The sequence below is a fragment of the Microbacterium croceum genome (assembly GCF_023091245.1).
Classification (GTDB): Bacteria; Actinomycetota; Actinomycetes; order Actinomycetales; family Microbacteriaceae; genus Microbacterium; species Microbacterium croceum.
The window spans coordinates 1055042-1080198 of the sequence record NZ_JAHWXN010000001.1 but is presented as its reverse complement, the minus strand read 5'-3'; the positions used below and the strand labels follow the sequence as shown (position 1 = coordinate 1080198).

General features: G+C 69.8%; 20 protein-coding genes. 2 read left to right on the top strand and 18 right to left on the bottom strand.

Annotated features, from left to right (window positions below; all coding sequences use genetic code 11):
• From menC to KZC51_RS05090, 8 genes are all read right to left on the bottom strand, one after another.
• Positions 1–1137, bottom strand: coding sequence for an o-succinylbenzoate synthase (menC, locus tag KZC51_RS05125; RefSeq protein WP_247628937.1), 1137 nt, complete (start codon positions 1135–1137; stop codon positions 1–3).
• Positions 1138–1971, bottom strand: a complete 834-nt coding sequence (locus tag KZC51_RS05120; protein WP_247628936.1) for a hypothetical protein — start codon at positions 1969–1971, stop codon at positions 1138–1140.
• A complete protein-coding gene (locus KZC51_RS05115; protein ID WP_247628935.1) occupies positions 1968–5297 on the bottom strand; it encodes a serine hydrolase in 3330 nt (1109 codons plus the stop codon). The genes KZC51_RS05120 and KZC51_RS05115 overlap by 4 nt, the downstream gene beginning before the upstream one ends.
• On the bottom strand, positions 5294–6106 hold the full coding sequence (locus KZC51_RS05110; protein ID WP_247628934.1) for an ABC transporter ATP-binding protein: 813 nt from the start codon (positions 6104–6106) through the stop codon (positions 5294–5296). The genes KZC51_RS05115 and KZC51_RS05110 overlap by 4 nt, the downstream gene beginning before the upstream one ends.
• A complete protein-coding gene (locus tag KZC51_RS05105) occupies positions 6103–7926 on the bottom strand; it encodes a dipeptide/oligopeptide/nickel ABC transporter permease/ATP-binding protein (protein WP_247628933.1) in 1824 nt (607 codons plus the stop codon). The genes KZC51_RS05110 and KZC51_RS05105 overlap by 4 nt, the downstream gene beginning before the upstream one ends.
• A gap of 1 nt (position 7927) precedes the next feature.
• Complete coding sequence (locus tag KZC51_RS05100) at positions 7928–8944, bottom strand: ABC transporter permease (RefSeq protein WP_247628932.1); 1017 nt, start codon at positions 8942–8944, stop codon at positions 7928–7930.
• A complete protein-coding gene (locus KZC51_RS05095) occupies positions 8941–10485 on the bottom strand; it encodes an ABC transporter substrate-binding protein (RefSeq protein WP_247628931.1) in 1545 nt (514 codons plus the stop codon). Before KZC51_RS05095 ends, KZC51_RS05100 begins: the two co-directional genes overlap by 4 nt.
• A 170-nt stretch (positions 10486–10655) precedes the next feature.
• Complete coding sequence (locus tag KZC51_RS05090) at positions 10656–12269, bottom strand: PucR family transcriptional regulator (protein WP_247628930.1); 1614 nt, start codon at positions 12267–12269, stop codon at positions 10656–10658.
• Positions 12270–12379: 110 nt separating this feature from the next.
• Here KZC51_RS05090 and KZC51_RS05085 point away from each other — a divergent pair, with 110 nt between their 5' ends.
• A complete protein-coding gene (locus KZC51_RS05085) occupies positions 12380–13225 on the top strand; it encodes a M55 family metallopeptidase (RefSeq protein ID WP_247628929.1) in 846 nt (281 codons plus the stop codon).
• Here the strand turns inward: KZC51_RS05085 and KZC51_RS05080 are convergent.
• The 7 genes from KZC51_RS05080 to KZC51_RS05050 all read right to left on the bottom strand — a co-directional run bounded on the left by KZC51_RS05080 (position 13209) and on the right by KZC51_RS05050 (position 20623).
• Positions 13209–14372 (bottom strand): M20 family metallopeptidase, encoded by a 1164-nt coding sequence (locus tag KZC51_RS05080; RefSeq protein WP_247628928.1) that lies wholly within the window; start codon positions 14370–14372, stop codon positions 13209–13211. The genes KZC51_RS05085 and KZC51_RS05080 overlap by 17 nt on opposite strands.
• Positions 14350–15591, bottom strand: a complete 1242-nt coding sequence (locus KZC51_RS05075) for an alanine racemase (protein ID WP_247628927.1) — start codon at positions 15589–15591, stop codon at positions 14350–14352. The genes KZC51_RS05080 and KZC51_RS05075 overlap by 23 nt, the downstream gene beginning before the upstream one ends.
• 165 nt (positions 15592–15756) lie before the next feature.
• Positions 15757–17097 carry an HNH endonuclease gene (locus tag KZC51_RS05070; protein WP_247628926.1) on the bottom strand — a complete coding sequence of 447 codons (1341 nt, stop codon included), beginning with the start codon at positions 17095–17097 and terminating at the stop codon, positions 15757–15759.
• Between the two features lie 506 nt (positions 17098–17603).
• A complete protein-coding gene (locus KZC51_RS05065) occupies positions 17604–17936 on the bottom strand; it encodes a type II toxin-antitoxin system PemK/MazF family toxin (protein ID WP_308194288.1) in 333 nt (110 codons plus the stop codon).
• Between the two features lie 35 nt (positions 17937–17971).
• Positions 17972–18193, bottom strand: a complete 222-nt coding sequence (locus tag KZC51_RS05060) for a ribbon-helix-helix domain-containing protein (protein ID WP_247628924.1) — start codon at positions 18191–18193, stop codon at positions 17972–17974.
• Positions 18194–18376: 183 nt separating this feature from the next.
• Positions 18377–19540: an acyl-CoA dehydrogenase family protein gene (locus tag KZC51_RS05055; protein ID WP_247628923.1), complete on the bottom strand. Its 1164-nt coding sequence runs from the start codon at positions 19538–19540 to the stop codon at positions 18377–18379.
• A gap of 153 nt (positions 19541–19693) precedes the next feature.
• Positions 19694–20623 carry a M15 family metallopeptidase gene (locus tag KZC51_RS05050; RefSeq protein ID WP_247628922.1) on the bottom strand — a complete coding sequence of 310 codons (930 nt, stop codon included), beginning with the start codon at positions 20621–20623 and terminating at the stop codon, positions 19694–19696.
• A gap of 66 nt (positions 20624–20689) precedes the next feature.
• Here KZC51_RS05050 and KZC51_RS05045 point away from each other — a divergent pair, with 66 nt between their 5' ends.
• A complete protein-coding gene (locus tag KZC51_RS05045; RefSeq protein WP_247628921.1) occupies positions 20690–21481 on the top strand; it encodes an IclR family transcriptional regulator in 792 nt (263 codons plus the stop codon).
• A 3-nt stretch (positions 21482–21484) separates the two neighbouring features.
• Here KZC51_RS05045 and KZC51_RS05040 read toward each other — a convergent pair whose 3' ends face one another.
• The 3 genes from KZC51_RS05040 to KZC51_RS05030 are packed head-to-tail and all read right to left on the bottom strand — an operon-like array spanning position 21485 to position 24922.
• Positions 21485–22234, bottom strand: a complete 750-nt coding sequence (locus KZC51_RS05040; protein ID WP_247628920.1) for an IclR family transcriptional regulator domain-containing protein — start codon at positions 22232–22234, stop codon at positions 21485–21487.
• A gap of 40 nt (positions 22235–22274) precedes the next feature.
• Entirely contained in the window at positions 22275–23447 is a 1173-nt protein-coding gene (alr, locus tag KZC51_RS05035; protein WP_247628919.1) for an alanine racemase, read from the bottom strand.
• Positions 23444–24922, bottom strand: a complete 1479-nt coding sequence (locus KZC51_RS05030; RefSeq protein WP_372491750.1) for an amino acid permease — start codon at positions 24920–24922, stop codon at positions 23444–23446. The genes alr and KZC51_RS05030 overlap by 4 nt, the downstream gene beginning before the upstream one ends.
• Between the last annotated feature and the right edge of the window lie 235 nt (positions 24923–25157).

The window sequence follows — 25157 nt, the reverse complement described above, 5'->3', positions numbered from 1 at the left end:
TCAGCTCCGGCCCGCCGCGATGTCGACCGTGTCGATCGTGACCGCTTCCAGCACGTCGGCACGCGGCTCCACACCGAAGCCCGGCCCGTCCGGTATCGCGACGACGCCGTCCTTCATCACCACCGGCTCGGTCACGTCCTGCGCGTAGAACCGGTTCGAGCCCGACACGTCACCGGGCAGCGTGAATCCGGGCAGGCCGGCGAGGGCGATGTTGGCCGCGCGCCCGATTCCGGTCTCGAGCATGCCACCGCACCAGACGGCGATCCCGTTGGCCTCGGCGAGATCATGGATGCGGCGGGCCGCGAGGTATCCGCCCACCCGGCCCGGTTTGATGTTGATGACGCTCGCAGCTCCCATCGCGATCGCGTCCGCCGCCGCCTCGACCGAGACGATCGACTCGTCGAGGCAGACCGGCGTGGCGATCTGCTGGGCGAGCAGAGCGTGCTGGCGCAGGTCGTCCTCGGCCAGGGGCTGCTCGATCAGAAGCAGATCGAAGGGGTCGAGCCGGCGCAGCAGCGGCGCATCCGAGAGCCGGTAGGCCGTGTTGGCATCCACCTGGAGAGGCACGTCGCCGAACTTCTCGCGCACGGCGCGGACCGGCTCGATGTCCCAGCCCGGCTGGATCTTGAGCTTGATGCGCGCATACCCCTCGTCGAGGAAGCCTCCGACCTGGGCGAGCAGATCGGGGATCGACGACTCGATCCCGACGCTGACCCCCGACGGCACGACCGCACGCGTGACACCGAGGTGGTCGGCGAACCGCCGATCGTCGAGGCGGAGGCCGGCATCGAGCACCGCCATCTCCAGTGCGGCCTTGGCCATGCGGTGGCCGACGACGTGCGCGGTCGCTGCCGCCACGGTCTCCGCGGTCACCATGCGCCCGGCGTCCTGCCATGCCAGCAGCGAGGGGACCAGGAACCGTCGCAGCATCTCCCTGGCACCGTCGAGGTACTCCGGAGAATACGAGGGATCGAACAAGGCGACGCACTCGCCCCACCCGGTCACGGTGCGGCCGTCTCGCGACGCCGTGATGCGCACGAGAAGCGGACGCCGTTCCGTCTGGGTCGAGAAGGAGGTGGTGAACGGATGGACCAACGGCATCCGTACCGTGATCAGCTCGACGCGATCGATATGCATTCAGGAACTCCTCGTGAGTGTGTAGTGGCCACGGCGGTCGAAATCGGAGACGCTCCACCCCTCGGCGAGCAGGCCACCGAGCGCATGCCCGAGAGCGACCCGCCAGCGGGCCGCGAGATCGGGAGCGACCCGCCGCATCTTCTCGATGTCACTCGGGATGTCGATGCGACAGGTCTGCAGGTCGTGCGCGCGGTCGAGATCGAGAACCGGCTGCTCGTCGGCAGCCCACAGGACCGCCGGTGGCGTGTCGACGCCGGTGGTCGCCGCCACGCGAGGGCCGGCCGGCCGCTCGAGATCCCAGACCACGAGCGCCCGATCGCTGCGCTGACCACCGTTCACGCCGTCGCCCAGGTCACCGTAGAAGTCGAGCAGATAGCTGTCGATCGAGCATCCGAGCTTGTGCAGGTTGAAGTAGGCGTTGCGCGCGACGAGCGGGTCGTAGGTCCACGTGATGCGCGTGACACCGCGCTCGAGGCACCAGGCGCGCTGATGGCTCTTGATCGCGTGTCCCCATCCCTGGCCGATCGCGTCGAGACGCACCCCCGCGAGGTGGGAGTGGAGCGCGCGGTCGAAAGGCGGGTGGAAGAACCCGACGCAGACCGCCATGAGCTCATCACCGAGGAAGCCGCCGGCGACATAGTTACCGGCATGCGCGAGCGCGGTGAGGAGTCCGGGGTTGACGTGCGCACGCTCGACGTCGACCTGCCAGACCCCGGCGACGAGCTCCGTCGCGGCCACCATCTCGGACGGCAGGCGCAGCATCCGCAGCTCCATGCCCGCCTCCGGCGCGCCGGCTCCCCCCTCGAGCGGCGTCGCATCGATCGTGCCGCTCATGAGGCCGTCTCTCGCAGGAAGCGGTAGCCGAGGTAGAGGCCGCCCGGCACCGGTCGCACCTGCTCCCACCCCGCGATCTCATCGCTCGTGTACGCGTACACCCCCGGCAGGTTCGAGGCGAGCAGCTCGACCTCCTGCACCTCGTCGGGCGAGACGGCGTCGACATAGCTCTTCCGCTCCCGCAGCACGAGGCGCAGGCCTCCGTCTCGCGGCGCGATCTCGGCCACGAACCCTGCCGACTCCCAGGTGCCGGTCAGCGGCTCCGGCGTACGCGCACGGTCGGGGAAGAGCACGGGGTGGATCCCCCCGCCGTCCAACGCCCGCGCCGCATCGTCGAAGAGTTCACGGTAGAGCCCGTCCGGCTGCCCGCCCGAGGTGAGCAGCGCCACCGCGAGACCCGCGTCCGGGAAGACCCGCAGGTAGGCGCGCTGGCCGATCGTGCCGCCGTCGTGCCCGTACACACGACTCCCCTGCCAGTCCTGCAGGAACCACCCCAGCCCCCATCCTGAGGTGGCCCCGACACTGGCGCGGAGGTCGACGTGCTCGGTCGTCATCAGACGAGCGCCCTCCGGAGACAGGACGCGGGTTCCCTCCCGGGTCAGCCCCTCTCGCAGCGCGGTCTCGGCGAACACCAGCAGGTCGCCGATGCTGGCCGAGATCAGCCCTGCCGGTCCCATCGAACGCGGGATCCCCCATTTGCGCGTCGGCACCGCCGCGGCGCCGAGACCGGTGTGCCCCGTCGCCGTGGCGAACAGGGGCGCGTCATCGGTCAGCGTGAACGTGTGCTGCAGACCGAGGGGGTCGATCAGGCGCGTCTTGAGCGCCTCGTCCCACGTCGTGTCGCACAGCACCTCGATGATGCGTCCCGCGACGACGAAGGCGGAGTTGCAATACGAGAACCGCTCGCCGCGCGGGTGCAGACGCTCCGTTCCCGCCAGCAGGTCCACGTACGCGGCGACGCAGTCGTCCCCCCGCCCGGTGTCGGTGAACACGTCGCCGTCGAGACCGCTGGTGTGATGCAGGAGCTCTCTCACCGTGACGGTGGGCTCCGGGTCGTCGGCGAGCCGGAAGTCCGGCAGGATGCTGCGCACCGTGGCGTCGAGATCGAGCTTCCCCTCCTCGACGAGTTGCAGGATGAGCATCGTCGTCCAGACCTTGCTGATCGAACCGATCTGGAACACCGCGTCGTCGGTCACGGGCACTCCCGTCGACGCATCGAGCACGCCGGACGAGACCGTGCACCGGTCGAGGACGACCCCCTCGCCGGTCAGCTGCAGGATGCCGAACTGCGCCCCCACCACGCCATACCTGCGGCGCAGCAGGTCGAGTCGGTGCTGCCACTGCGCCGCGTCACGCGCGGCCGGTTCGACGGCGGCCCGCTGCGGCTCTGCGCCCGCCCTCCGCGGGGTGGTGTACCGCTCGACCCACTCGATCAGGCGACGCTGATAGTCGATCCGATGCGCGACCGGTCCGGTGACGATGAACAGGTGTCCGCCGCCGGGGTAGATGACGAGTCGACTGGGCACACCGGTGATCCGCAGCGCCGAGTACCACTCCCTGGCCTGGGCGCTCGGGCACGTCTCATCGAGCTCGCCGTGCAGCACGAGGCTCGGAGTCCGCACGCGACTCGCGCGGGCGATCGGCGAGAGCTCGGCGAGCCGGACGATCTCGGTCGGCTCCAGGCCCGCCGTCGACTCGGAGAAGAACCCCTCCGGGTCGAGCCGCTGGCCGGCCAGGGACGCGAAGTCGCAGAGAAGCCCGCCTGGTACGGCGGCCGCGAACCGGTCGGTGTGCGCCGTCAGTGCGCAGGTCAGCAGCCCACCGTAGCTGTAACCGGCCACCGCGAGACGCTCCGGATCGGCCAGCCCCTCGGCGACGAGGGCATCGACGGGCTCGAGGAAGTCCGGCAGATCCACGCGCGCCCAGGCGCCGTGGACCGCGGTCATGAAGTCTTCGCCGTAGCCGTCGGAGCCGCGCGGATTGAGCGTCAGGACCCGCCAGCCGCGACTCGCCAGCACCTGGTGGGACAGGTGGACCTCGTCGGCCACCCCGCTCCACGCGTTGTGCGGACCGCCATGGATGTCGAGCAGCAGGGGCGCGGCACCCGTGGTTCCCGGTGCGGACAGGATCCACCCGTGCACGACGGTGCCGTCGCTGATCGTGAAGACGCGCGGCTCGGGGTGCAGCAGGTCGACATCGGGGAGGGCGTCGCGTGTCAGCGTCGTCAGCTCGCGGTGTTCACCGGTCTCCAGGTTCACGAGGGCGACCTCGGCGAAGGAGTCCTGAGTGGTGACGACGATCGCGGCGTACGCGCTCGCGGCCGCGACGGACAGCGCCGACACGACGCGGTGCTCCGACGCCACCACCGGACGCATCGTGGCGTCCTCCAGATCGAGCGCGTAGAGGTGGGTCCAGCCGCGGTCCCGCGCGCAGAAGATGATCTGCGTGCCGTCGTGCGTGAGCGCGGGCCGACCTCCCGGATAGCCGACGGCACCCGGCATGACGTTGAGGTCGAGCCCCGCGGTCAGGTCGTCATCCGCTCGGCCGTCCAGATGCAGCCGCAGCAGGCGGGTGTGCCCGATCCGCATGCGGCGAAGGCCGACGGCGACGACCGACTCGCCGTCCGGCATCCACAGGAGGGGACCGGTGATGCCGGTCGCGGCGCCGACCCGGCGGGCGGGGGTGAGGAGGTCATCGACATCGACGACGTGCACGGCACGCTCGCGCTCGACATCCGAACGCGGGAAGGTCGCCGCCGCATAGGCGAGCTGCGTGCCGTCAGGAGACCAGGACGGCTCCCCCACGTCGGACGAGCCGTCGGTGATCTGACGGATGCCGCCGTCGGCGAGGTCGAGCACCAGGAGGTGATGACGCACGCTGCCGGCCCACCCCACACCGTCGATCGTGTGATCGAGGGTGTCGATCACGATCGGCGCCGTCGGATCGCCCGACCCGCGCTCGACCGGTGCCAGGAACGCGACGCGGTCCCCCGCCGGACTCACGAACGGCCGCCCCACTCCGGAGGGGAGGGCGGTCAGCGGCACGGGCTCGCCGTTCTCGGGGAGCAGATGCAACTGCGGTGCCCCGTCGACGATGCGCCGGAACAGCAGACCCGCCGCGGAGAACTGCGGGGCGTCATCCGCCGGTCCGTGGGTCAGCGCTCTGGTCGCACCGTCACGGTCGACGCGCCACAGCGACGTCACCGTGCGCGCGTCTCGGACGTCGCGCCGCGTGAACACCACATCAGCGCCATCCGGCGAGATCGTGGTCTCTGTGGCGACGACGACGCGGTGCAGGTCGTCCAGCCGAGCGGTGCGCGATGTCATCGGGGGTCTCCTGACCGGGAAAGGGGCGGCTCGGCGAGCGGGACACCGAGTCGGGGGACGGCGCGCACCAGTTCGCGCGTGTAGGGATGCTCCGGCGCATCGATCACCCGGGCCGTGGGTCCGCTCTCGACGAGGAGACCGCTCTTCATGACGGCCACCTCGTCGCAGAGCTGGCGCACGACGGCGAGGTTGTGGCTGATGAACAGCACCGTCAGGTCGAGCTCCTGCTGCACCTTGCGGAGCAGGTTGAGCACGGTGCCCTGCACGGAGACGTCGAGCGCCGAGGTGATCTCGTCGGCCAGCAGCACCCGGGGCGCGGCGGCGAGGGCACGGGCGATCGCGACGCGCTGACGCTGACCGCCGGAGAGCTGCGATGGCAGATCGCCGACTCGGGCCGGGTCGAGTTCGACGACCTCCAGCAGCCGTGCGACCTCCGCGCGCCGAGCCTTCCCGTCCTTCAGGTCGGGCCGCCGCACCTCCAGCGCCTCCGCGATGGAGGCGCCGACGCTCATCCGCGGATCGAGCGACGAGCTCGCATCCTGGAAGATCATCTGCACATCACGGCGCAGCGCGGCTGTCCGGCCCGTGGCGTGGACGACATCCGTGCCGTCGACCAGGATGCGCCCTGCATGCGGTTCGTGGAGACCCACGATGGCGCGTGCGATGGTCGACTTCCCGGATCCGGACTCGCCGACGAGGCCGACGGTGCGCCCACTCGCGACCGTCAGGCTCACGCCTTTCACGGCCTCATGGGCGGAGGCTCCGCTGCCGTATCGCACGCGGACGTCCTCGAGTACCAGCTCTGTCATGATCGACTCCCCACGGGCTCGGTCGGGAACTCCGCGTCTTCGGCGATCGTCGCGAACGCCGTGCCCGGCTCCGCTTCCAGATGCGGGATGGCCTCGACGAGGGCACGGGTATAGGGATGCCGGGCGCGGCCGGCGGCGAGATCGGCGGCGGTGAGGTCCTCCACGATCGCCCCCCGGTACATCACGAGCACGCGAGTGCAGAACGACGACACCAGGGCGATGTCATGCGACACGAACAGCAGCGCCGTGCCCTTGACCTCGTTCACCTCCGCGAGCAGGCTCATGACCTCGCGCTGCACCGTGACGTCGAGCGCCGTCGTCGGCTCATCGGCGATCAGCAGCGCCGGCTCCCCCATCAACCCCATCGCGATCATGGCGCGCTGGCGCATTCCTCCGGAGAATTCGTGCGGGTACGCCTGCGCCCGCTGGGCGGCATCCGGGATCCGCACCGCATCGAGCCGGTCGACCGCGCGGCGGTGGGCCGCTCTCCGGTCCAACCCGCCGTGCAGCATCCCGACCTCCGCGACCTGCGTGCCGACGTGGAGGGCGGGATTGAGCGATGTCGCCGGATCCTGGAACACGAAGGCCATGCGGGCGCCCAGTTGATGCGCCACGGTCGCTGACGAGATCCGGCTGGACACCCGCCCGCCGACCGCCAGCTCCGTCCCCTCGAACTGCACGGTCGACGCCGCCACCTCGATCGGTTCCTCCAGCAGCGCGGCGACAGCCATGCAGGTCAGGGACTTGCCCGACCCCGACTCCCCCACGACACCGACGATCTCCCCCCTGCCGACGTCGAAGCTCACCCCGCGCACCGGGTCAGCCCAGCCGTCGCCCCGAGGCACCCGCACCTGCAGATCACGCACCCGCAGCACCGGATCATCCACCACATGCAGCGGAGCGACCTCGAGCTTCGCCGCCCCCCGACGGCGTCGCTGCCGTCTCGGCGAACGGTTCAGCCCGAAGGCACGCGCGAGCGTCTCACCCACGAGAGCGAAGGTCACGCCCGCGAACACGATCGCCGCCGACAGCCCGAGAGTGGGGGCCGCATTGACGAAGATGCCATCGAGGCTCTCATTGAGCATCCGTCCCCAGTCGTAGTCCGGTGCCTGCACGCCGAGGCCCAGGAACGACAACCCCGTCGAGGCGACCAGCGCCGTGCCGGCGCCGATGCTGGCGTTGACGATCAACGGGTCGCGGACGTTGGGGAGCACATGCCGGGTCAGGATGCGGAAACGCGAGACCCCCAGAACGCGCGCGGCATCCACATAGTCCCGACCGGCGGCGGAGGCACCGAGCGTCTGCGCCAGGCGGGCGTAGGCGGGTGCCATCGCCAGCCCGATCGCCAGAGTCACGCTGACCACGCCCACTCCCACGACGATCGAGACGACGATCGCGAGCAGCAGCGAGGGGAAGGCCAGCGCGACTCCGAGGACGCTGTTGACGACGCGGGCCACCCAGTTCGGTGCGACCGTCGGCAGCAGGCCCAGGAGAACGCCGAGCGTCACCCCGATCAGCGTCGCGAGCACGGCCGTCACGACCGAGATGCGCGTCGCGCTCAGCAGCCTCGCGAGCACGTCGCGTCCTCCGGCGTCGGTGCCGAGAGGGTGAGCAGCGCTGGGCGCCATCGACAGCTGCGTCAGGTCGGCGACCTTCGCCGTCTCCCCCCAGATGACGGGTCCGAACGTGGCGAGCAGGATCAGCGTCACGAGCAGCACGGAGGCGAGGATGCCCAACGGCGAGCGCAGCGCGGTCACCAGCGCATGCCGGGACGACGAGGAGGTGGGTGACGTGGGGAGCGGGGGAGGAAGAGTCGTCATGTCAGGCGTCCTTCAGCGTCGAGCGTGGGTCGAGACACACCAGGACGATGTCGATGAGGAGGTTCGCGACGAGGACGATCAGCCCGTAGACGAGCACGATGCCCTGCGCGAGCGGGAAGTCCTTGCTCCGCACCGCGTCCACGATCGTGAGCCCGAGTCCCGGCCACGAGAAGATCGTCTCCACGAGCACCGTGCCGGCGACGAGCGAGCCGAGCACGAGGCCGCCGACGGTGAGGGAGGGGGTCACGAGGTTCGGCAGTGCGTGAGTGAGATAGAGGCGACCTCGCGACATGCGCTTGGCGCGAGCGGTGCGGATGTAGTCCTGCGAGAAGACCGTGAGCGCTTCGACGCGCACGATGCGGGAGACGCCCGCGATGAGCCCGATCGACAGTGCGAGCACGGGCAGCACATAGGAGTTCGCACCGTCGCGGCCGGCGACCGGCAGCAATGTCGTCTGCACCGCGAACAGGTAGACCAGAGCGACACCGATCACGAACTCCGGGATGACCGCGACCAGGCCGCTGACCGAGGTGTAGGCCACGTCGAGGCCGGGGCGGCGGCCGCCGCGGGTCAGCGCGGCGATCACGATGCCCAGCGGGATCGAGACCACCAGCACGGTCGCAAGCGACAGGAATGCGAGTTCGAGTGTCGCCGGAAGGCGCTGTTCGAGGATCGCGGTGACCGGGAGGTTCAGCGAGAACGAGTCGCCCAGATTCCCGGTCAGCAGCCCTTTCCAGAAGGAGAGGTACTGCTGCCAGAGCGGGTCGTTGAGCCCGAGGCTCTCACGACGAGCCTCGACGACGGCGGCGGTCGCGTTGGTGCCGAGCGCATTGCGCACCGGGTCTCCGGGGATCATGCGCACCATGAGGAAGACCACCGTCACGAGCGCGACCACCGACCAGAACAGGCGGATGACCCGGCGCAGGAGGAAGGCCCCGACGGCCCCGCCCCGGGAGGAGCGGGACCGCCGACCCCGGACGGTTGCCAGGGCCTCCGTCCGGGGCAGCGTGGTGGTCATGAAAGGACGCGGATCGCCGCACCGGGCAGGTATCCGCCGACCGGCCGGATGATCGACTCCGCCCCGCTGAAGTACATCTTGAACGGCGTCATCGAGACAGGAACGAGGTCTGCGGCGTCGAACAGCGCGGCCTCGGCGTCGCGCCAGGTGTTGCACGCCTCCTCGCCCGCCAGGTCGGCGGCTGCGGTGGCGGCCTCCACGTAGGCCTCGTTCTGGATCCCGGCGAAGTTGGTGCCGTCGGGGGGCACGGGACCGCTCAGATACTGGGGGAAGATCGCCGGCGTACCCGACTGCAGGATCAGGCCGAGGCTGGCCGTCCACTTGGTCGGGTCCTCTGCGGCGAAGGTGTTGGCGAGGACGTAGTTCTCGTCGCCACCGTCGAGGGTGACCTTGACCCCGGCATCCTCCCACTGCGTAGCGACGTACTCCGCCGCCGCGCTCCGAGAGGCCGTGCTGTTGTCGTAGATGAGAGTGATCTCGGCACCCTTGACCCCGGCCAACGCCGCGGTAGCGGCCTCAGGGTCGTACGTCGGCAGCGTGCCGTCGATCGAGTCGTAGCTGCATAGGCTCGGTTCCTCACCGAGCAGCGATTTCGCTCGCTCTCCCTTGCCCTCGGTGAGGATGTCGGTGAGGGTGTCGAGATCGATCGCCTGCGTGAGCGCTCTGCGCACGTCGGCGTCGGCGGTGGGCATCTCGGCGTTGTGGTTGTAGATGATCATGCCGGAGATCGTCGGTGAGGACATCGACGTCAGCTCGCCCAGTCGCTCCTCGTCCTTGCCGCTGACGACCGCCGCGTTGAGCCCGCCCGAACGCAGCAGATTGGCCGCCGTCGACGGGCTCGGCACGATCTTGATGGTCACCGTCTTCGGAACGCCCTCGGTCGTGCTCGTCGTGTCCTTGGGACCCCACTCGTACCCGTCACGACGCGTCAGCGTGATCGAGTCGCCGGCGACGACATCATCGATCTGGAAGAGACCGGTGCCGTTGCTGCCGGCGGAGAGGCTGGTGGGATCGGCGAGACCGGCGTCGCACACCATCTGCTGGCTGCCGAGGTCGTAGAGCATGAAGGGGCGCGGCGACGTGGTCGTGACCGTGAGGGTGTTGCCTTCGGCTGTGATGGTGGCATCGGAGGGCACCACCGATTCGCGTCTCGGCGACTCGTTGGCCGGATCGAGGATCCAGTTCAGATTCGCCGCGGCGGTCTCGGCCGTGAACGGCGTGCCGTCGGCGCAGGTGATGTCGTCACGCAGCGTGTAGGTGACCTCGGTCGGGCTCTCGGTCCAGCTCTCCGCGAGGTAGGCCTCGGGCTTCACCGTCTCCGGGTCGACGAACAGGAGCGAGTCGTAGGAGTACGCCCCCACGATCTGCGCATTGACGATGTTCGTCGTCAACGGATTCAGATCGCCGGGGTCCGAGTTGATGGCGACCGCGAAGGCGCCGTTCTTCGCGAAGCCCTCGTCCGACGAGGCCGGGCCGCTGCACGCGGTGGCACCGAGCGCGACGGCGAGGAGGAGCGGGAGTGCATAAGTTCGGGTTCTCATGATTCGGGACCGCCATTGATCTGAATGGACTGATGTTCCTCACAGTTTCACCCGCCCTCGACCATCACTCATCGTGCGTTCAGCTAGTGAATCGCACGATCGATTGGACGATCGACCTAGTCTCGGGCGACGCGTGCCGGCGGGACGCCCGGAGGCACGCCAGGAGGGCGTCAGTTCGACGGCGCGAGCAGCTCGAGCCGCAGTTGCAGCAGCAGTCCGAAGCGCGTGTCAGGGTCGCGAAGATCCGCCCCCGTGATCGTCTCGATGCGCTCGAGCCGATACCGGAACGTGTTCTTGTGGATGTGGACCTCACGTGCGGCGGCGAGCACGTCGCCGAAGTGCTCGAGCCAGGCCCGGAGGGTCGCCACCAGCTCGGTGCGGTGAGAGGCGTCGTATTCGCGGAGCATGGCGAGTGGCCCGTCGAGGGTGACCCCGTCGGCGGCGAGCAGATCGCCGATGCGGAACATCAGCGCGTCGATCTGGACGTCGGAGAACCTCGCGGCTCGACGCCCGCGCTGAGGTCGCGATCGCAGGACCCGCAGCGCCGCCTCGGCGTTGCGCCGCGAGAGAGACAGACTGCTCACCTCGGTCACGACGTCTCCAAGGCCCGCGCAGAACTCCGTCGAGGTGTCGAGCCGCCCCACGAACTCCGTCGCGAGACGTTCGACCGCCGCGGCCGCGTGCTCGTCGGCGCTGCGGAGGGGGACCACCGCGTACACCAGGCCGCCCATCGGGATCGCGATCGCTCGGGGGTGCACCGAGCGCAGATGCATGCGCAGTGCGGCGGCGGCGCGCTGCGTATCGGACACCGTGCGGATCTCGTCTTCGTCCTGCAGCGGCCCCAACACGAGCACGCACGCGGCCGATCGCTCGAACCCGAGCTGTTGTGCGGCGTCGCGTGCCGACGGACCTCCGTCGAGCAGCATCATCCCCAAGGACTCGGCCACCCGTTCCGCGGCATCCGCGCTCACCCGTGCGCGCAACATGGCCAGGCCGACGACCTGCGCCGCCTCGATCATGCGCAGCTCACGTTCGGCGTCGAAGGGTTCGGGGGTCACCGCCCAGATGGAGCCCAGCACCTCGTCTCCCGCGGCGATGCGCATCGCGACCCGCGGCAGCGTATCGGGGGCCGGCTTGGCGAGGAAGATGGGACGCTCCGATCCGTAGATGAGAGGGAAGACGCCCTGCGTACGCTGATGGTTGCTGTACACCTCCGGCACCTGCAGACCGAGGATGGTGAGACGACGCGCTTCATCCGTCCCGAGCTGATTGGCGGAGAACGCCACGACCCGCGAGGAGCGATCCTCGATCGTGACGGGTGCGCCGAGCAATGCCGAGACCGAGTCGGCCAGCGTGAAGAGATCGCGCGCGGTGTCATCGACTCCCTGTTCGGCGCCGGCCGGACCGAGGTTGAGGGCGTTGATGAGCAGGGTTGCGACCTGGACCCACGAGGCTCCCCGAACCAGACCGAAGAGCGAGACCTGGCACTGCTCGGCGAGCGCGGCGACCTCGCGGCTCACCGGGAGCGACTCGCGGACGATCAGCGCGGCGGCCCGCGCCTGTCCTGCGTGACGCACGAGTGCGGCGAGATCGTCATCGGTCGCCACCGCGACCGCCAGCACGATTGCATCCTGCGTGATCTCCGGCGGCTCCAGAGGGTCGTGCAGCACGACGCTCGACACCGGGCGCGCGGCCTGTGCTCGTCCTGCCTCGAGCGTGAGCAGAGTCGTCCCCAGTCGCTCGGTGAGCTGCCCCAGGTTGGTCGTGGACGTCGTGGCCGACATGGGATGAGCGTACAGCAGGAGGCCTTCGATACTGGTCGATCGCACGATCGCCGACGTCCTCACCGAGGCGAGAATGGCTACAGTCCGCCTATGAGCATGAGGAGTCAACGGTGAAGGTCTACATCTCGATCGACATGGAGGGCATCGCCGGTGTGGCAACCCTCGACCAGGTCGTCCGCGGCGGCACCGGATACGCCAGAGCCCAGGAGCTCATGACCCACGAGGCCAACGCGGCGATCGCCGGGGCCTTCGAGGGCGGAGCGACCAGTGTGCTCGTCAACGACTCTCACGGCACGATGGACAATCTGCTGCACGACCGGCTCGACCCGCGTGCCCGACTCGTCTTCGGCTCACCGAAGGCCCAGTGCATGGCCGAAGGCCTGACCGCCGATTGCGATGTCGCCCTGTTCGTCGGCTACCACGCACCGGCGGGCGCACCGGGCGTTCTGGCCCACACCTTCTCCGCTCATTTCGGGGAGGTGCGGATCAATGGCGCCCGTGTCTCGGAGGCCGAGGTCAATGCGATCTACGCCGCGTCTCTCGGAGTGCCGGTCGGACTCGTCACGGGCGACGACGTGATCGGCGCGATCGCCTCCGATGTGTTCGCGGGTGCGACGATCGTGACGGTCAAGACAGCCCACGGCTTCTCCGCCACCGACACGGTAGCTCCGAGCGTCGCCCGTGAGCTGGTGCGCGAAGGAGCCGCCCGCGCGGTCGCAGACGCGGCCTCGCTCCGCCGCCCCGTCACGGCACTCCCCCTCACCCTCGAGGTCGACATGCCCTCGCCGGTGGCCGCCGAGCTCGGCGCCTGCATCCCCGGGTGCCTGCGCACCGCGGACCGCACCATCACCTCGGTGCTCGACAACGCCGCGGACCTGCTGGGGCTCATCACCGTGCTCTACGAACTCGCACAGGGCAGCGAGAACGCCCGGCAGGTGCTCACGAACCGTCGCTGATCAGGTCGCGCACCAGAGCTGCCAGCAGCTCGGTGCGCGGCTGAATCGCGCTGACCTCGGCGTGTTCGTCACGGGCGTGCGCGCCGCCGCCGACTGCTCCGAGCCCGTCGAGGGTGGCGATACCCGCACCGGCCGTGAAGTTGCCGTCCGATGCCCCTCCCACGGCCATCCCCGTGAGCGGCGGATGACCGAGATCGGCAGCGAGCTTCGCCGCGCGGGCGAAGAGAGCGGCGGATGCTGCCGCCTCGAGTGGCGGCCGGTTGACTCCGCCGTGCACGGCGATCGTCGCCCCCTCGACGCCGGGGCGCAATGACCGGATCTCCGCGTCCACCCGCTTCTGCTCGGCGACGGTGGTCGCCCTGACGTCGACCGCGACCGTGGCCCGGTCGGGCACCGTGTTGCCCGTCGTGCCGGATGACAGCAGCGTCGGTGTGACCGTGGTGCCGACGGCCGGGTCGGCCAGAGCCGCCAGAGCGATGACGAGGTGCGCCACACCGACCGTGGCGTTGATCCCTCGTTCGGGTTCCAGCCCGCTGTGCGCCGCTCGCCCGAGCACCTCGAGTTCGTACAACGACACTCCCTTGCGCTCGGTCTTGAGCGCACCGCCGGGTCCGGCGGCCTCGAGCACGAGCGCGGCGCGGCAACCGGCGGCCCGCGACTCGATCAGATCGCGGGAGGTGACGGATCCGACCTCCTCATCACCGGTCACCAACACGGTGACCTGGTCGAGCACGGCGTCGCCATGCCTGTCGCGGAGCAGCGCGAGCGCGTGCACGATCTGCACGACCCCGACCAGCATGTCGAAGCATCCGGGGCCGCGGATGATCCCGCGCTGCACGGTGAACGGCAACTCCGCCAGACTTCCGATCGGCCACACCGTGTCATGGTGACCGAGCAGCAGCACCCGGCTCTCACGGCCCTGCAGCACGACGTGGTCGACCCCGTCGATCCGCTGGATCTCGGGACGCCTGCCCAGCCGGCGCTGGATGACGTCGGAGAGGACCACGGCAGAGCGGGCCACGGCATCGTGATCGGCCGACGGCGACTCGATCGTCACCAGGCGCTCCAGATCCGCGAGGAACTCCGGGAGATCGAAGCGTGAGCTCTCGGAGCGCTGCCCCGGCTCAGAAGTAGGTACGGACGGCATCTGTCACCTCGTATGTGTCAGTGACGATCGGGATGAGCCGCCACTTGTCGAAAGTCGTGCAGGGATGGGAGACGCCGAGACCCACGAGATCGCCGACGGCGAGAGAGACATGGTCCGGCACGGAGACCATCGTGTGCTGGTCGTTGACACCGGTGACCTGGAGTCCTTCGACAGGCTGCGTGCGACCGTCGCGACGGACGGCGAAGGGCAGCGGCAGATCCGCGTCGGTCGAGACGTCGCGCCGGCCGGCGCCGAGCACGGCACGCCCCGGCTCCGGGCACGACAACACCTCGGCCCATACCTCGAGCGCCGGCAGCGGCGCCGGTTCATGCCCGACGAACGGCGAGGTGCGCGCGTAGAGTCCGTGGTCGTGCGTGACGTAGCAGCCGCTGCGCAGCATCACCTCGATGCGACCTCCGCTCCATCGCTCGCGGAACTCCGCGACGACGAGGTCGAAGTACGAGCTGCCGCCGAAGGATGCCAAGGAACCATGCGCGGGGAGCAGCCCACGGTCGAGGAGATCGTGGAGCACACTCGCGGACCACTCGAGGAACTCCGCGGCGCGACGTCGACGCTCGGCGACGTCGGCGCCAGACACCAGCCCTTCGAATCCCTCGATGCCGACGAGCTCGAGGCTGCCGACGTCGTGAACAGCCTGCGCCACGCGAACGGCCTCGCCTGTGGAGCGCACCCCTCCCCGTCCGCCGGCGTACCCGAGCTCGATCATCACGCGTTGGGGGCCGAGGTCGTCGTGCGCAGCTCTCGCCCGGTCGGCGAGGACGGCCACCGTCTCGACGGAGTCGACCAGGAGCAGCACCTGGAGCTCGGGATCCGTTCGCCGCCAGGCGGCGAGGGCGGTGAGATCAGCGCGGCCGACGACGGGATTGGCGATGAGGATGCGTCGCACTCCCGCCGCGATGAAGACCCTCGCCTGCTGGACGTTGGCGACCGTGACGCCCCACGCTCCGTCGGAGAGCTGGCGTTCGACGAGCGCCGGACTCATGGTGGTCTTCGCGTGCGGCGCGATCAGCACGTCGTGCCGCCGGCAGTAGTCCCGCATCAATGCGAGATTGCGTTCGATCGCGGTCTCCCTCAGTGCGGCGACCGGCAGGTGGAAGTCGCCGTTCAAGAGGTGCCACCCCTGCGCACCGACCTCGGCCAGCGGCACACCGGCGTCGGGAAAAGCACGATCGCGCCAGGTGACCGTCTCGTCCGCCATACCCACTCCTCGCTGACGCACGCGTCTGTGCATCCGCTCCCAGCCTCTCGCGAAGGAGCTCGCGTGGATTGGTCCGTGAGGCTGAACCCTCGCACCTGGGTTCGGTCATCCGGCCTATTCCACGCGCGCGGTGCGGTGGCAGGCGAGTGGTGAGCAGGCCGCCGCTCAGGCGGCGATGTCGAAGCGGCCTCGGCCACCGAGTCGCGGGGTGCGGGCGGGGTCGACGTACCGGGGCGGGATGAACCAGACGCGGGCGGTGACCCCTGTACCGTCGACGCGGATCTCCCAGTCGTTGTCGTGGATGCGGTGATGACACGTCTCACACAGCAGCACCCCGTTGGACAGGTCCGTCGGCCCCGCATCCCTCTGCCACCATCGGATGTGATGCACTCTCGTCATCTCCGGCGGCAACCCGCACATCGCACACCCGCCATCGCGTTCCACCAACGCCAACCGTTGCGCTCGGGTGAACAGGCGTTTCTCCCGCCCCCAGTCGAGGATCTCGCTGTCCGAGCCCATCACCCAGGGGATCACCCCACCCCCGGCGGCCATCCGCCGCGCCGCCCCGACACTGACCGGGGTCTCGATCCCGTCGACCGTCGCCGACCCGGTACCGGATTCCAGGTCGTCCAGGGTCATCCGCACGATCACCGTCGCCCCCGCCACCGGCACCCGCGCCTCACAGCCGAGCACGTGCGCGCAGAACGCGACCAGCGCGTCGGCCTGGATCATCGCCACCGTGCGCTGATCCGCATCGGGGGCGTCGGGGTCCGGGGCGTCCGTGCGGGCCGCGAACGCCGCCGACACGAACCCCCGCACCGCCGTGACCACCGGCGCCGCACTCTCCGCATCCAGGCGGGCATTCAGGTGCACCATCCCGTCCCGCTCGAACATCGTCACCGACCGCCGCGCCCGCGCCTCTTCCTCGCGCGGTGCGACACCATCGGGGTCCAACCAGGCCTCCGCCCGCACGACCAGCTTGCGCACCGCATCCACCGCCAGCCCGGCCGCCGCATCCACCAGCACCCGCTCCCCCTCAACGATCCGCACCGGCCCCGCGGCCACCCGGCACCGCTCCAACACCCCGATGATCAACGCAGCCGCCTGCGCGCTCAACACCCCTGAGACCAGCGCCTCCCGCACCCGCGGGTACTTCGCCGGCAACCGCGCCCCCAGAAGATCCGTCCGAGGCGCGGTCGCCTCCCCGACCGCCACCAACCGGGACGCCTCCCCCGCCGAGACCCCCGCCCCCGCCGCGATCAGCGCCGCCGGATTCCGAAAAACCTGCTGCTTCGCCAGACTCGCCGCGCCGAGCTCCGGCCGCGACTCCCGGGCGATGCCCGCCGCGACCTCCGCCTGCACCGCATCCGTGTGCCGACGCAGCACGCCCAGCGCGTCAGCGACCGCGACCAACTGCTCCCGCGACAACCCTTGGGCCCCGTCGACACCCGCGCAGGCCGCGTCAAGACGAGCGATCGCCTCATGCACCCCGGTCAATATCGACATGCTTCATTTTACCCCGCACCACCCCGAGTATCGAATCTATGTTCGATCGAGTATCGGAATACCAGCATGCGCAAAGAGACGGAGGCCACCCGAGAACTTCAGAGCGCCAGGTGCAGCCGGAGCGCCTCACCGAAAGAGACCAGCACCACCAGTCCGCGCCTAAGAGGGGAATCGTCCCTGCCGTCACGACGACGCGAGCCCGTCGCCCGCGGCAGCATCCCACTCGTCGTCGCAGCCCTCCGCGTACGCCTCCGCACCGAGGAAGGCGACATCGCTGCCACCCGCACCCGACCCCGCCCAAGAGATGCCGTTGCGCCATTCGCGTTCAGCGAGTATCGCCGAGCGACACCGGCTCCTGCCCGGCCGCGGTCCGGTTCGCGATCATGGCCTCCTGCAGCGGAGATGGCGTGGTCATGGCCCCCGTAGCCCGAGGTGTTGGTGAGAAGATGACGCAGCGTGATCGGCGCCGTCGCGGGTTCCGTGTCTTCCCTCGAACCGACCCGGGCTCAGAGCGCCAGATGCAACCGGAGCGCCTCATCGATCGCCGCCATCAGCTCGCTCGGCACCCATCCGACCGGGCGCACGATCCGCGCAATGGCGATCGTTCGGACCTGCTCCGCCTGCGCCTTCGAGTCACGGTCGAGACCAGTCGCCTCCGCCGGAAGCTCGACCTGGAACGGCAGCACGTTCGTGATGTTCGATGTCAGCGGCACGACGGTCACCGTCGCTCGCGGACCGCGCGACGCGACCGCGTTCGCGGTGTTGTTGCTCACGATCACCGCGGGCCTGGTCTTGCGGGCCTCGGATCCGACTGCGGGGTCGAAGGATGCCAGAACCACCTGTCCGCGCCGAAGAAGGGGAATCGCCTCGCCGGTCATGCCGACGCGAGGCCGTCGCCCGCGGCAGCATCCCACTCGTCGTCGTAGCCCTCCGCGTACGCCTCGGCGTAGGCATCCGCCAGCCGGCTCTCGCGCAGCAACCTCACCGCATCCTGCACGGCAGCGGATCGCGATGCGTAGCGACCGCTCACCGCCTCGGTATCGAGAAAGGCGACATCGCTCTCACTCAGGCTGAGGCTGATCTTCGTGTGCGACATGCCCCGATGCTACCCCGGTACTACCGATACTGCTACCACCTGCACGACCCCGGCCTCGACCTCTCACCTCGGACACACCCGCGGACGCGAACGGCGACACGCCGCCTCCCCGTGGGGAACGCGGCGTGTCGCCGTTCAACTCCGAAGCCGTGCACGCCAGGCCGAAGACGGCCCGGCAGACCCCTACCGCTTGCCGGCGATCTGACGACCGACGATCTCGCGCATGATCTCGTTCGTGCCGCCGTAGATGCGGTGCACGCGGGCGTCGAGGAAGGCACGGGCGATCGGGTACTCGGTGATGTAGCCGTAGCCACCGTGCAGCTGCACGCCGGTGTCGAGCACCTCCCACTCGCGCTCGGTCGCCCAGAACTTGACCTTCGCCGCCTCTTCGGCCGACAGCTTGCCCTTCGAGTAGGCGAGCAGCGCGCGGTCGATGTACGCCCAGAGCGCGTCGACCGTGGTGGCCATGTCGGCGATCTTGAAACGGGTGTTCTGGAAGTCGATGATCCGCTCTCCGAACGCCTCGCGGTCCTTCGTATAGGCCACGGTCCAGTCGAGCGCGGCCTGCGCGGCGGCGGCACCGGCGACGCCGATCGACAGACGCTCGAGCGGGAGGTTCATCATCAGCTGCACGAAGCCCTTGCCCTCGACCCCGCCGATGAGGTTCTCCTCGGGGACGAAGACGTCGCTGAACGAGAGCTCCGCGGTGTCGTGCCCCTGGAAGCCCATCTTGTGCAGCTTCTTGCCGTGGTCGAAGCCCTCCATGCCGTTCTCGATCAGCAACAGGCTGAACGCATCCGGACGGTTTCCTTCGCCGGTCTTGACGAACGTGACGACGAGGTCGGCGGTCGCGCCGGACGAGATGAACGTCTTGGCGCCGTTGACGATGTAGCCGCCGTCGGTCTTCTTCGCCGTGGTCTTGATGCCGCGCAGGTCCGATCCGGCACCGGGCTCGGTCATCGCGAGCGCGCCGATGACCTCACCGGTGGCCATGCGGGGCAGCCACTTCTCCTTCTGCTCCTGCGTGCCCATGTGCACGAGGTAGGGCACGGCGAGGTCGTCCTGGATGCCGAAGGCGCCGGCGAGCGACCCCGCTCCGGCCGCGATGATCTCCTCGTTCACGACCGCGCGGAAGCGGTAGTCCTGCAGCATCCCTGCGCCGCCGAACTCCTCGGGGACCGACAGCCCGATGATCCCGGCCTCGCCCGCCGCACGCATCGTGTCGCGGTCGACCTCGCCGGCGGCGTCCCACCGCTCGATGGCCTCACCGGTCACGTAGCGCTTGACGAAGTCCTTGACGAGGTCGCGGAAGGCCTCGTGATCCTCTTCGTAGATGTCGCGTTCCATCGCGTCCTCCTGAACGTCTCGTGCGTCTTTGCTCCCGAGAGTCTATGTCGGGAGCACGGCCGAAGACAGGTCATTGTGAGAATGCATCCCACATGTGGTGACACTGGGTACCGCGATTGTCGGATGCCGCAAAGCGGCCTCGTGCGCCGGGATTCAGTGCCCGTAGTCGGGGGCGGCGGGGAGCCCGAAGAACTCCTCGAGCGTGTGGAACCCGCCGTCGTGGTAGGCCGCGGCGAGCTCGACGCCGACGTAGCGCAGGTGCCAGGGCTCCGGTGCGTACCCGGTGACGGCGGTGCCGACGTCTTCGTAGCGCACCACGAATCCGTACTCCCACGCGTGCTCGGCGACCCAGGCGCTCTGCGCGGTGGCCCCGAAGCCGTCGAGCCCTCCGCACTGCGCATCGCACGCGACGACATCCAGCGCGAGGCCGGTCTGGTGCTCGCTGTGGCCGGGGCGGGCGGAGCCGGCATCCGCCTCCTGCTGCCCCTGCGAACGCACGTGCGCGTCGTAGGTCGACACCTGCAGCCCGTACGAGCGATAGCCGTTGTTCGCACCGACCCGGCCGACGCCGGCGGCGGTCGCTCCTTCTGCCATCGCACCCACGGCACCGGCGACATCCGCGCGCACCTGACCCGAGAGCGTGGTCATCTGCAGCGGCACGCTGTCGAGGTTCTCGGGCGTGTAATCCGCCGGCTCCAACGGACGCGCCTTGTTCACGACGACCCAGATCCGTGCGGGATCGCTCAGCGAGATGCAGGGCGCATTGCCGGCCACGACCGCGTCGCGGAAGCTCGCACCCCCGCCGAACCCGGCGATCACCGCGGCATCGTCGCCATCGCCGAGCGCCTTCTGCACCGCGGGCTCCGTGCACGGGTCGGCGGCCGTGGTCGCCCCGACGACCACCGAGGGCACCTGCATCGCGGTCACGGGTTCCGGCAGCGTCGGCACGGCCTCCGAGACCACCGGCGTGGAGGCGATGGACAGCAGCATGCCGAGCGCGGTCACCGCGATGCCGATCGGCAGGGCGGGGCCGCGTATCGGGGAGCGCGGGGCCGCATGCTGAGCGTGCGGCGTGGAAGGCATTGCCCCATTGTCTCCCGTCCGCGCGGATGACACCACCGCGGGCGACCGCAGCGGTAGCCTCGATTCATGCCGACCCGCTCCGATGCCCCTGCGCCGTCGAGCAGCATGGGCCGCGGTCTCGACGTGCTCACCACGCTCGCCGCGCTGGTCAGGGACGGACATCAGACCACGGTGGGCGAGATCGCCCGCGCGCTGGGACGCGAGCGCTCCCAGGTGTCGCGCACGCTCGCGACCCTCGACCGCTCCGGTCTGGTCGAGCGGCGCGCCGACCGCTCGTTCACCCTGGCCTGGGGCTGGTACGCCGCCGCCCAGGAGCTGACGGCGCAGAGATTGCGCACGCACGGACTCGCGGTGCTGGAGAGTCTCTCCTCACAGCTCGGCGAGGCCGCGTTCCTGAGCGAGCTGCAGGGCGACGCGACGCTCACGACACTGGAGAGCCTGCCGTCCGCATCCCGCATGATCGGATCGTGGATCGGCCGCGCGTACCCGGCCTACTGCAGCGATGCGGGGCGCGCGTCACTGTGGGATGCCTCGGAGGACGAGGTGCGCGCCGTGTTCGCCTCGACAGAGTTCCGGCCCCAGGGCCCCAACACCCCGACGTCGGTCGATGACTTCCTCGCCCGCCTCGACGATGACCGCCGTCGCGGATTCTCGATCGTCGACCAGGAGGCGGAACCCGGCCTCTACTCGGTGGCCGCACCCGTGTGGGATTTCCGCGGCGAGGTCGTCGGCGCGGTGCAGGTGGTCGGCACCCGCGCGGCGCTCCATGCCCGCACGGCCGAGTGCGGAGATGCCTGTGCGCGCGCCGCCGCACACCTGTCGCGACAGCTCGGCGCACCAGTATCCGCGGCGGGCTGAACCCTACTCGGCGTCGGCCGCTCGGGTGAGTTCCTGCGCGAACTGCGTCAGCAGTGCACGGGTCTCGCGCGTCGCACCCTTCGGCCGATGCCGTCCGCGCACCGCGAGCGACGCGATGACCTCGCCCCCGCGGCGGATCGGGAGGGCGAACTCGTCGATCCCCTCGTCGTACTCCTCGGATGCCGAGATCAGGCCGTCGGTGAGATCGCGCTCCTGCATCGCGCGCACCTCACAGGTCGAACGCGCAGCCGTCGGGCCGCCCACGCCGATGAACTGCACGCCGTCGAGCAGGGTCTCGAGCTGCGCGGGCGTGTGGTCCCACAGCAGCGCACGCCCGGCACCCGTGCACCAGATGGGCGTCACCAGGCCCGCGCGGATCGAGCGGTCGGAGCCGTCCGCCGACCGCTCGTAGCGCAGCAGCACGCCGCGCGCACCGTCGGCGACCGTGATCAGCGCGTTGACCCCGAGCTGCGAGGCGAGCGCGCGCAGGGCGACCCGTGATGCGCGGAGCCAGGCGGCATTGAGCACGGCAGCCGTGCCGAAGAACTCCGGCCCCGCCGAGAACAGGGAGTCGTCGTCGCGGCGGAGGAACTGCCGCGACCGCAGCTCCTGCGTGAGCCGCGAGACACGGCTGCGCTCGATGTCGGTGTGCTCGGCGAGCCGAGAGGCGTTGAGACCCGGTCGGGCACGGCGTTCCTGCTCGACCGCCGCGTCGAGAAGGCTCAATCCCTGCACGAGAGAAGAAGACGCCACCGCCACCCCTCCTCTTCTGCCGGTCGAGACCTCGGCCATCCTATCCGGCAGGCCCGGCGGCCCCGGCGGCCCCGGCGACCCGGGCAGCGCCGGGGTCCCCGACGGCCCGCCGCGGCAGGAGCCGTCCCCACGCGACGTAGAGGTCGGCGGCGATGCTGCCGTGCGCACGGGCGACATCGGCGGAGGTGATCGCCTGGTCGTGCTGCGCGCCGAACAGCACGACCTCATCGCCCGGCGCCGCCCCGGCGATGTGCGAGACGTCGACGAGGAAGCCGTTCATCGCGATGCGGTCGACGATGCGCGCCCGCTCTCCCCGCACGAGCACCTCGCCGGTGCCGCTGAGGCTGCGGTGGAAGCCGTCGGCGTATCCCAGCGGGATCAGGGCGAGGCGCGCCTCCGCGTCGAGTCGGTGCCAGCGGTCGTACCCGACGGTGCTGCCGCGCGGGTAGGAGTTGATCGCAGCGATGCGCGACACGACCCTCATCGCCGGGCGGAGTGCGCCGCCCAGGGCGTCCGTGTCGCCGTAGATGCCGGCCCCGATCCGCGCGAGGTCGAACCGGGACTCCGGTGCGTGCAGCGCCGCGAAGGTGGTGGCGCAGTGCCGGGCCACCGCGTTCGCGGCGGGTCCGTCGAGCACGGCCCGAGACTGCGCGTCGAAACGCGCGCTGCCTGCGACGACATCCGCTTCGTCCTCGCACGGGAAGTGAGAGCAGATGCCGACGGTGTCCAGCAGCGGATCCGCGAGCACTCCGCGTGCGACGCGCACACCGTGCGGACTGCTCACCTCGAGGCCGTCCCTGCTGAGTCCGGTCGAGTTGAGCGAGAGGTGGGCGCGGATCCGGGTGCCCCGCGCGGCCGCGACACCGCTCACGATCCCCGCGTGCTCAGCCCCGCCGATCCACTCCTCGATGCCGAAGCGGATGCCGTCATCGACCTCGTCGCGACCGGCGGGCCGCACCCGCATCAGCCGTCCGGTGAAGCCGCTCGTCCGCACCGCAGCGGCGTCCTCGTTCGAGGCGACGCCGATCATGTCGACCTGTGATGCCGCGAGCAGCGGCGCGACGATGTCGATCCCGTGCCCGTAGGCGTCGGCCTTCACGACCGCGCAGAACTCGACCTGCGAGCCGAGCGCTGCACGGATCGTGCGGACGTTGTAGGTGATCGCGCGGCCGTCGATCTCCACCCATCCGCCTGCGGGCACGGGAGGAGTCATGCGTCGACGGGTGCGGCCTCGTGGTCCTCGACCACGTCGCGCCGGCCCTTGCGTCCGTGCCGCCACCAGAAGTAGAGGTAGCAGGCGCCGACGAACGGGATGCCGAAGTAGAGAGCGGCAACCTGGTTCGGGTCGAACGCGATCGCGATGATCGAGATGAACAGCAGCACGAAGGCGACGATCGGCAGCGCCGGATACAACGGCGTGCGGTAGGCGAGGTCGGCCACCCGTCCCCCCTCGCGCACGAAGGTGCGGCGGTGGAAGAACTGCGAGGCCACGATCGACATCCACACCGCCACGACCGCGAAGCCGGCGATCGAGACCAGCACCAGGTACACGGTTCCGGCCGCGATCACGCTGGTGAGCAGCGAGACCAGACCGATCAGGATGCTGACGCTGAGGGCGATCAGCGGCACACCGCGCTTCGTGAGGCGCGTGAACGCCTTGGGCGCGTGGCCCTCCTCCGCGAGCGAGAACAGCATGCGCGCGCAGGAGAAGAGTCCGCTGTTGCCGGCGGAGAGGAGAGCGGTGATGATGACGAAGTTCATGATGTCGGGCGCGTACGGCACGCCGACGTACTGGAAGACATCGACGAACGGGCTGCTGGTGACGCTGGCCTGGTCGTAGGGGAGGATCGCGGCGATCACCGCGATCGCCCCGACGAAGAGCACGACCAGGCGCAGCACGGTCGAGCGCAGCGCCCGCGGGATGTTCTTGGCCGGGTCCTTCGTCTCGCCCGCGGCGACACCGATGAGCTCCGAGCCACTGAAGGCGTAGAACACGGCGAGCGCGGTGACGATCACGCCGCTGACCCCGTTCGGGAAGAGCCCGCCGGGGGTCTCGAAGTTGCTGAACAGGATCGCGGGCGGATGCTCGGCCGACAGGGGCGTGAAGCCGAAGATGGCCGCGCCGCCCAACACGATCAGTGCGACGATCGCGACGACCTTGACGAGCGAGAACCAGAACTCGGCCTCACCGAAGACCCGCGCGGAGATGGCGTTGAGGAGGAAGAGGACGGCGGCGAAGATCAGGCACCACGCCCAGACCGGGACCCCGGGGAACCAGCGCTGCATGAGGATGCCGGATGCCGTGAACTCGGAGCCCAGGGCGACCACCCAGCACAACCAGTACAGCCAGGCGGTCGTGAAGCCGGTCGCGGGTCCGATCGACCGCGCCGCGTAGATGTGGAAGGCGCCCGAGACCGGGTAGGCGACAGCCAGCTCGCCGAGGCAGGCCATGACGAGGTACACGACGAACGCGCCGATCAGGTACGCGATGATCGCGCCGAGCGGGCCCGCCTGCGAGATGGTGTAGCCGGAGCTGAGGAACAGACCGGATCCGATCACCCCTCCCAGCGCGATCATGATCAGGTGCCTGGCGTCCATGGTGCGCTGGAGGCGCCGGAGCGGCACCTGCGTCGCTGTGGTGTTCGGCAGGACGTTGGGGAGGGATTTCTCCCCGGGAAGAGGCGTCATCGGAACTCTCAATCGGGTTTGATATGTGCATCATATTCACATCTATGTGCCAATGACGCATTGTTTCTGTCGGATGCCGGGACACTATCCCGTCCGTGAACCGCTCCACAAGAGGCCGTCAGCGGATTCATGCGCGTCGCGGCGAGCGCGGGCGATCCGTTCGCCGCGCAGACATTCCGGCAGTTCTCCCTGCCGTTCTGACAGGCGCGCACGGACACGACCCGAATCGAGGATG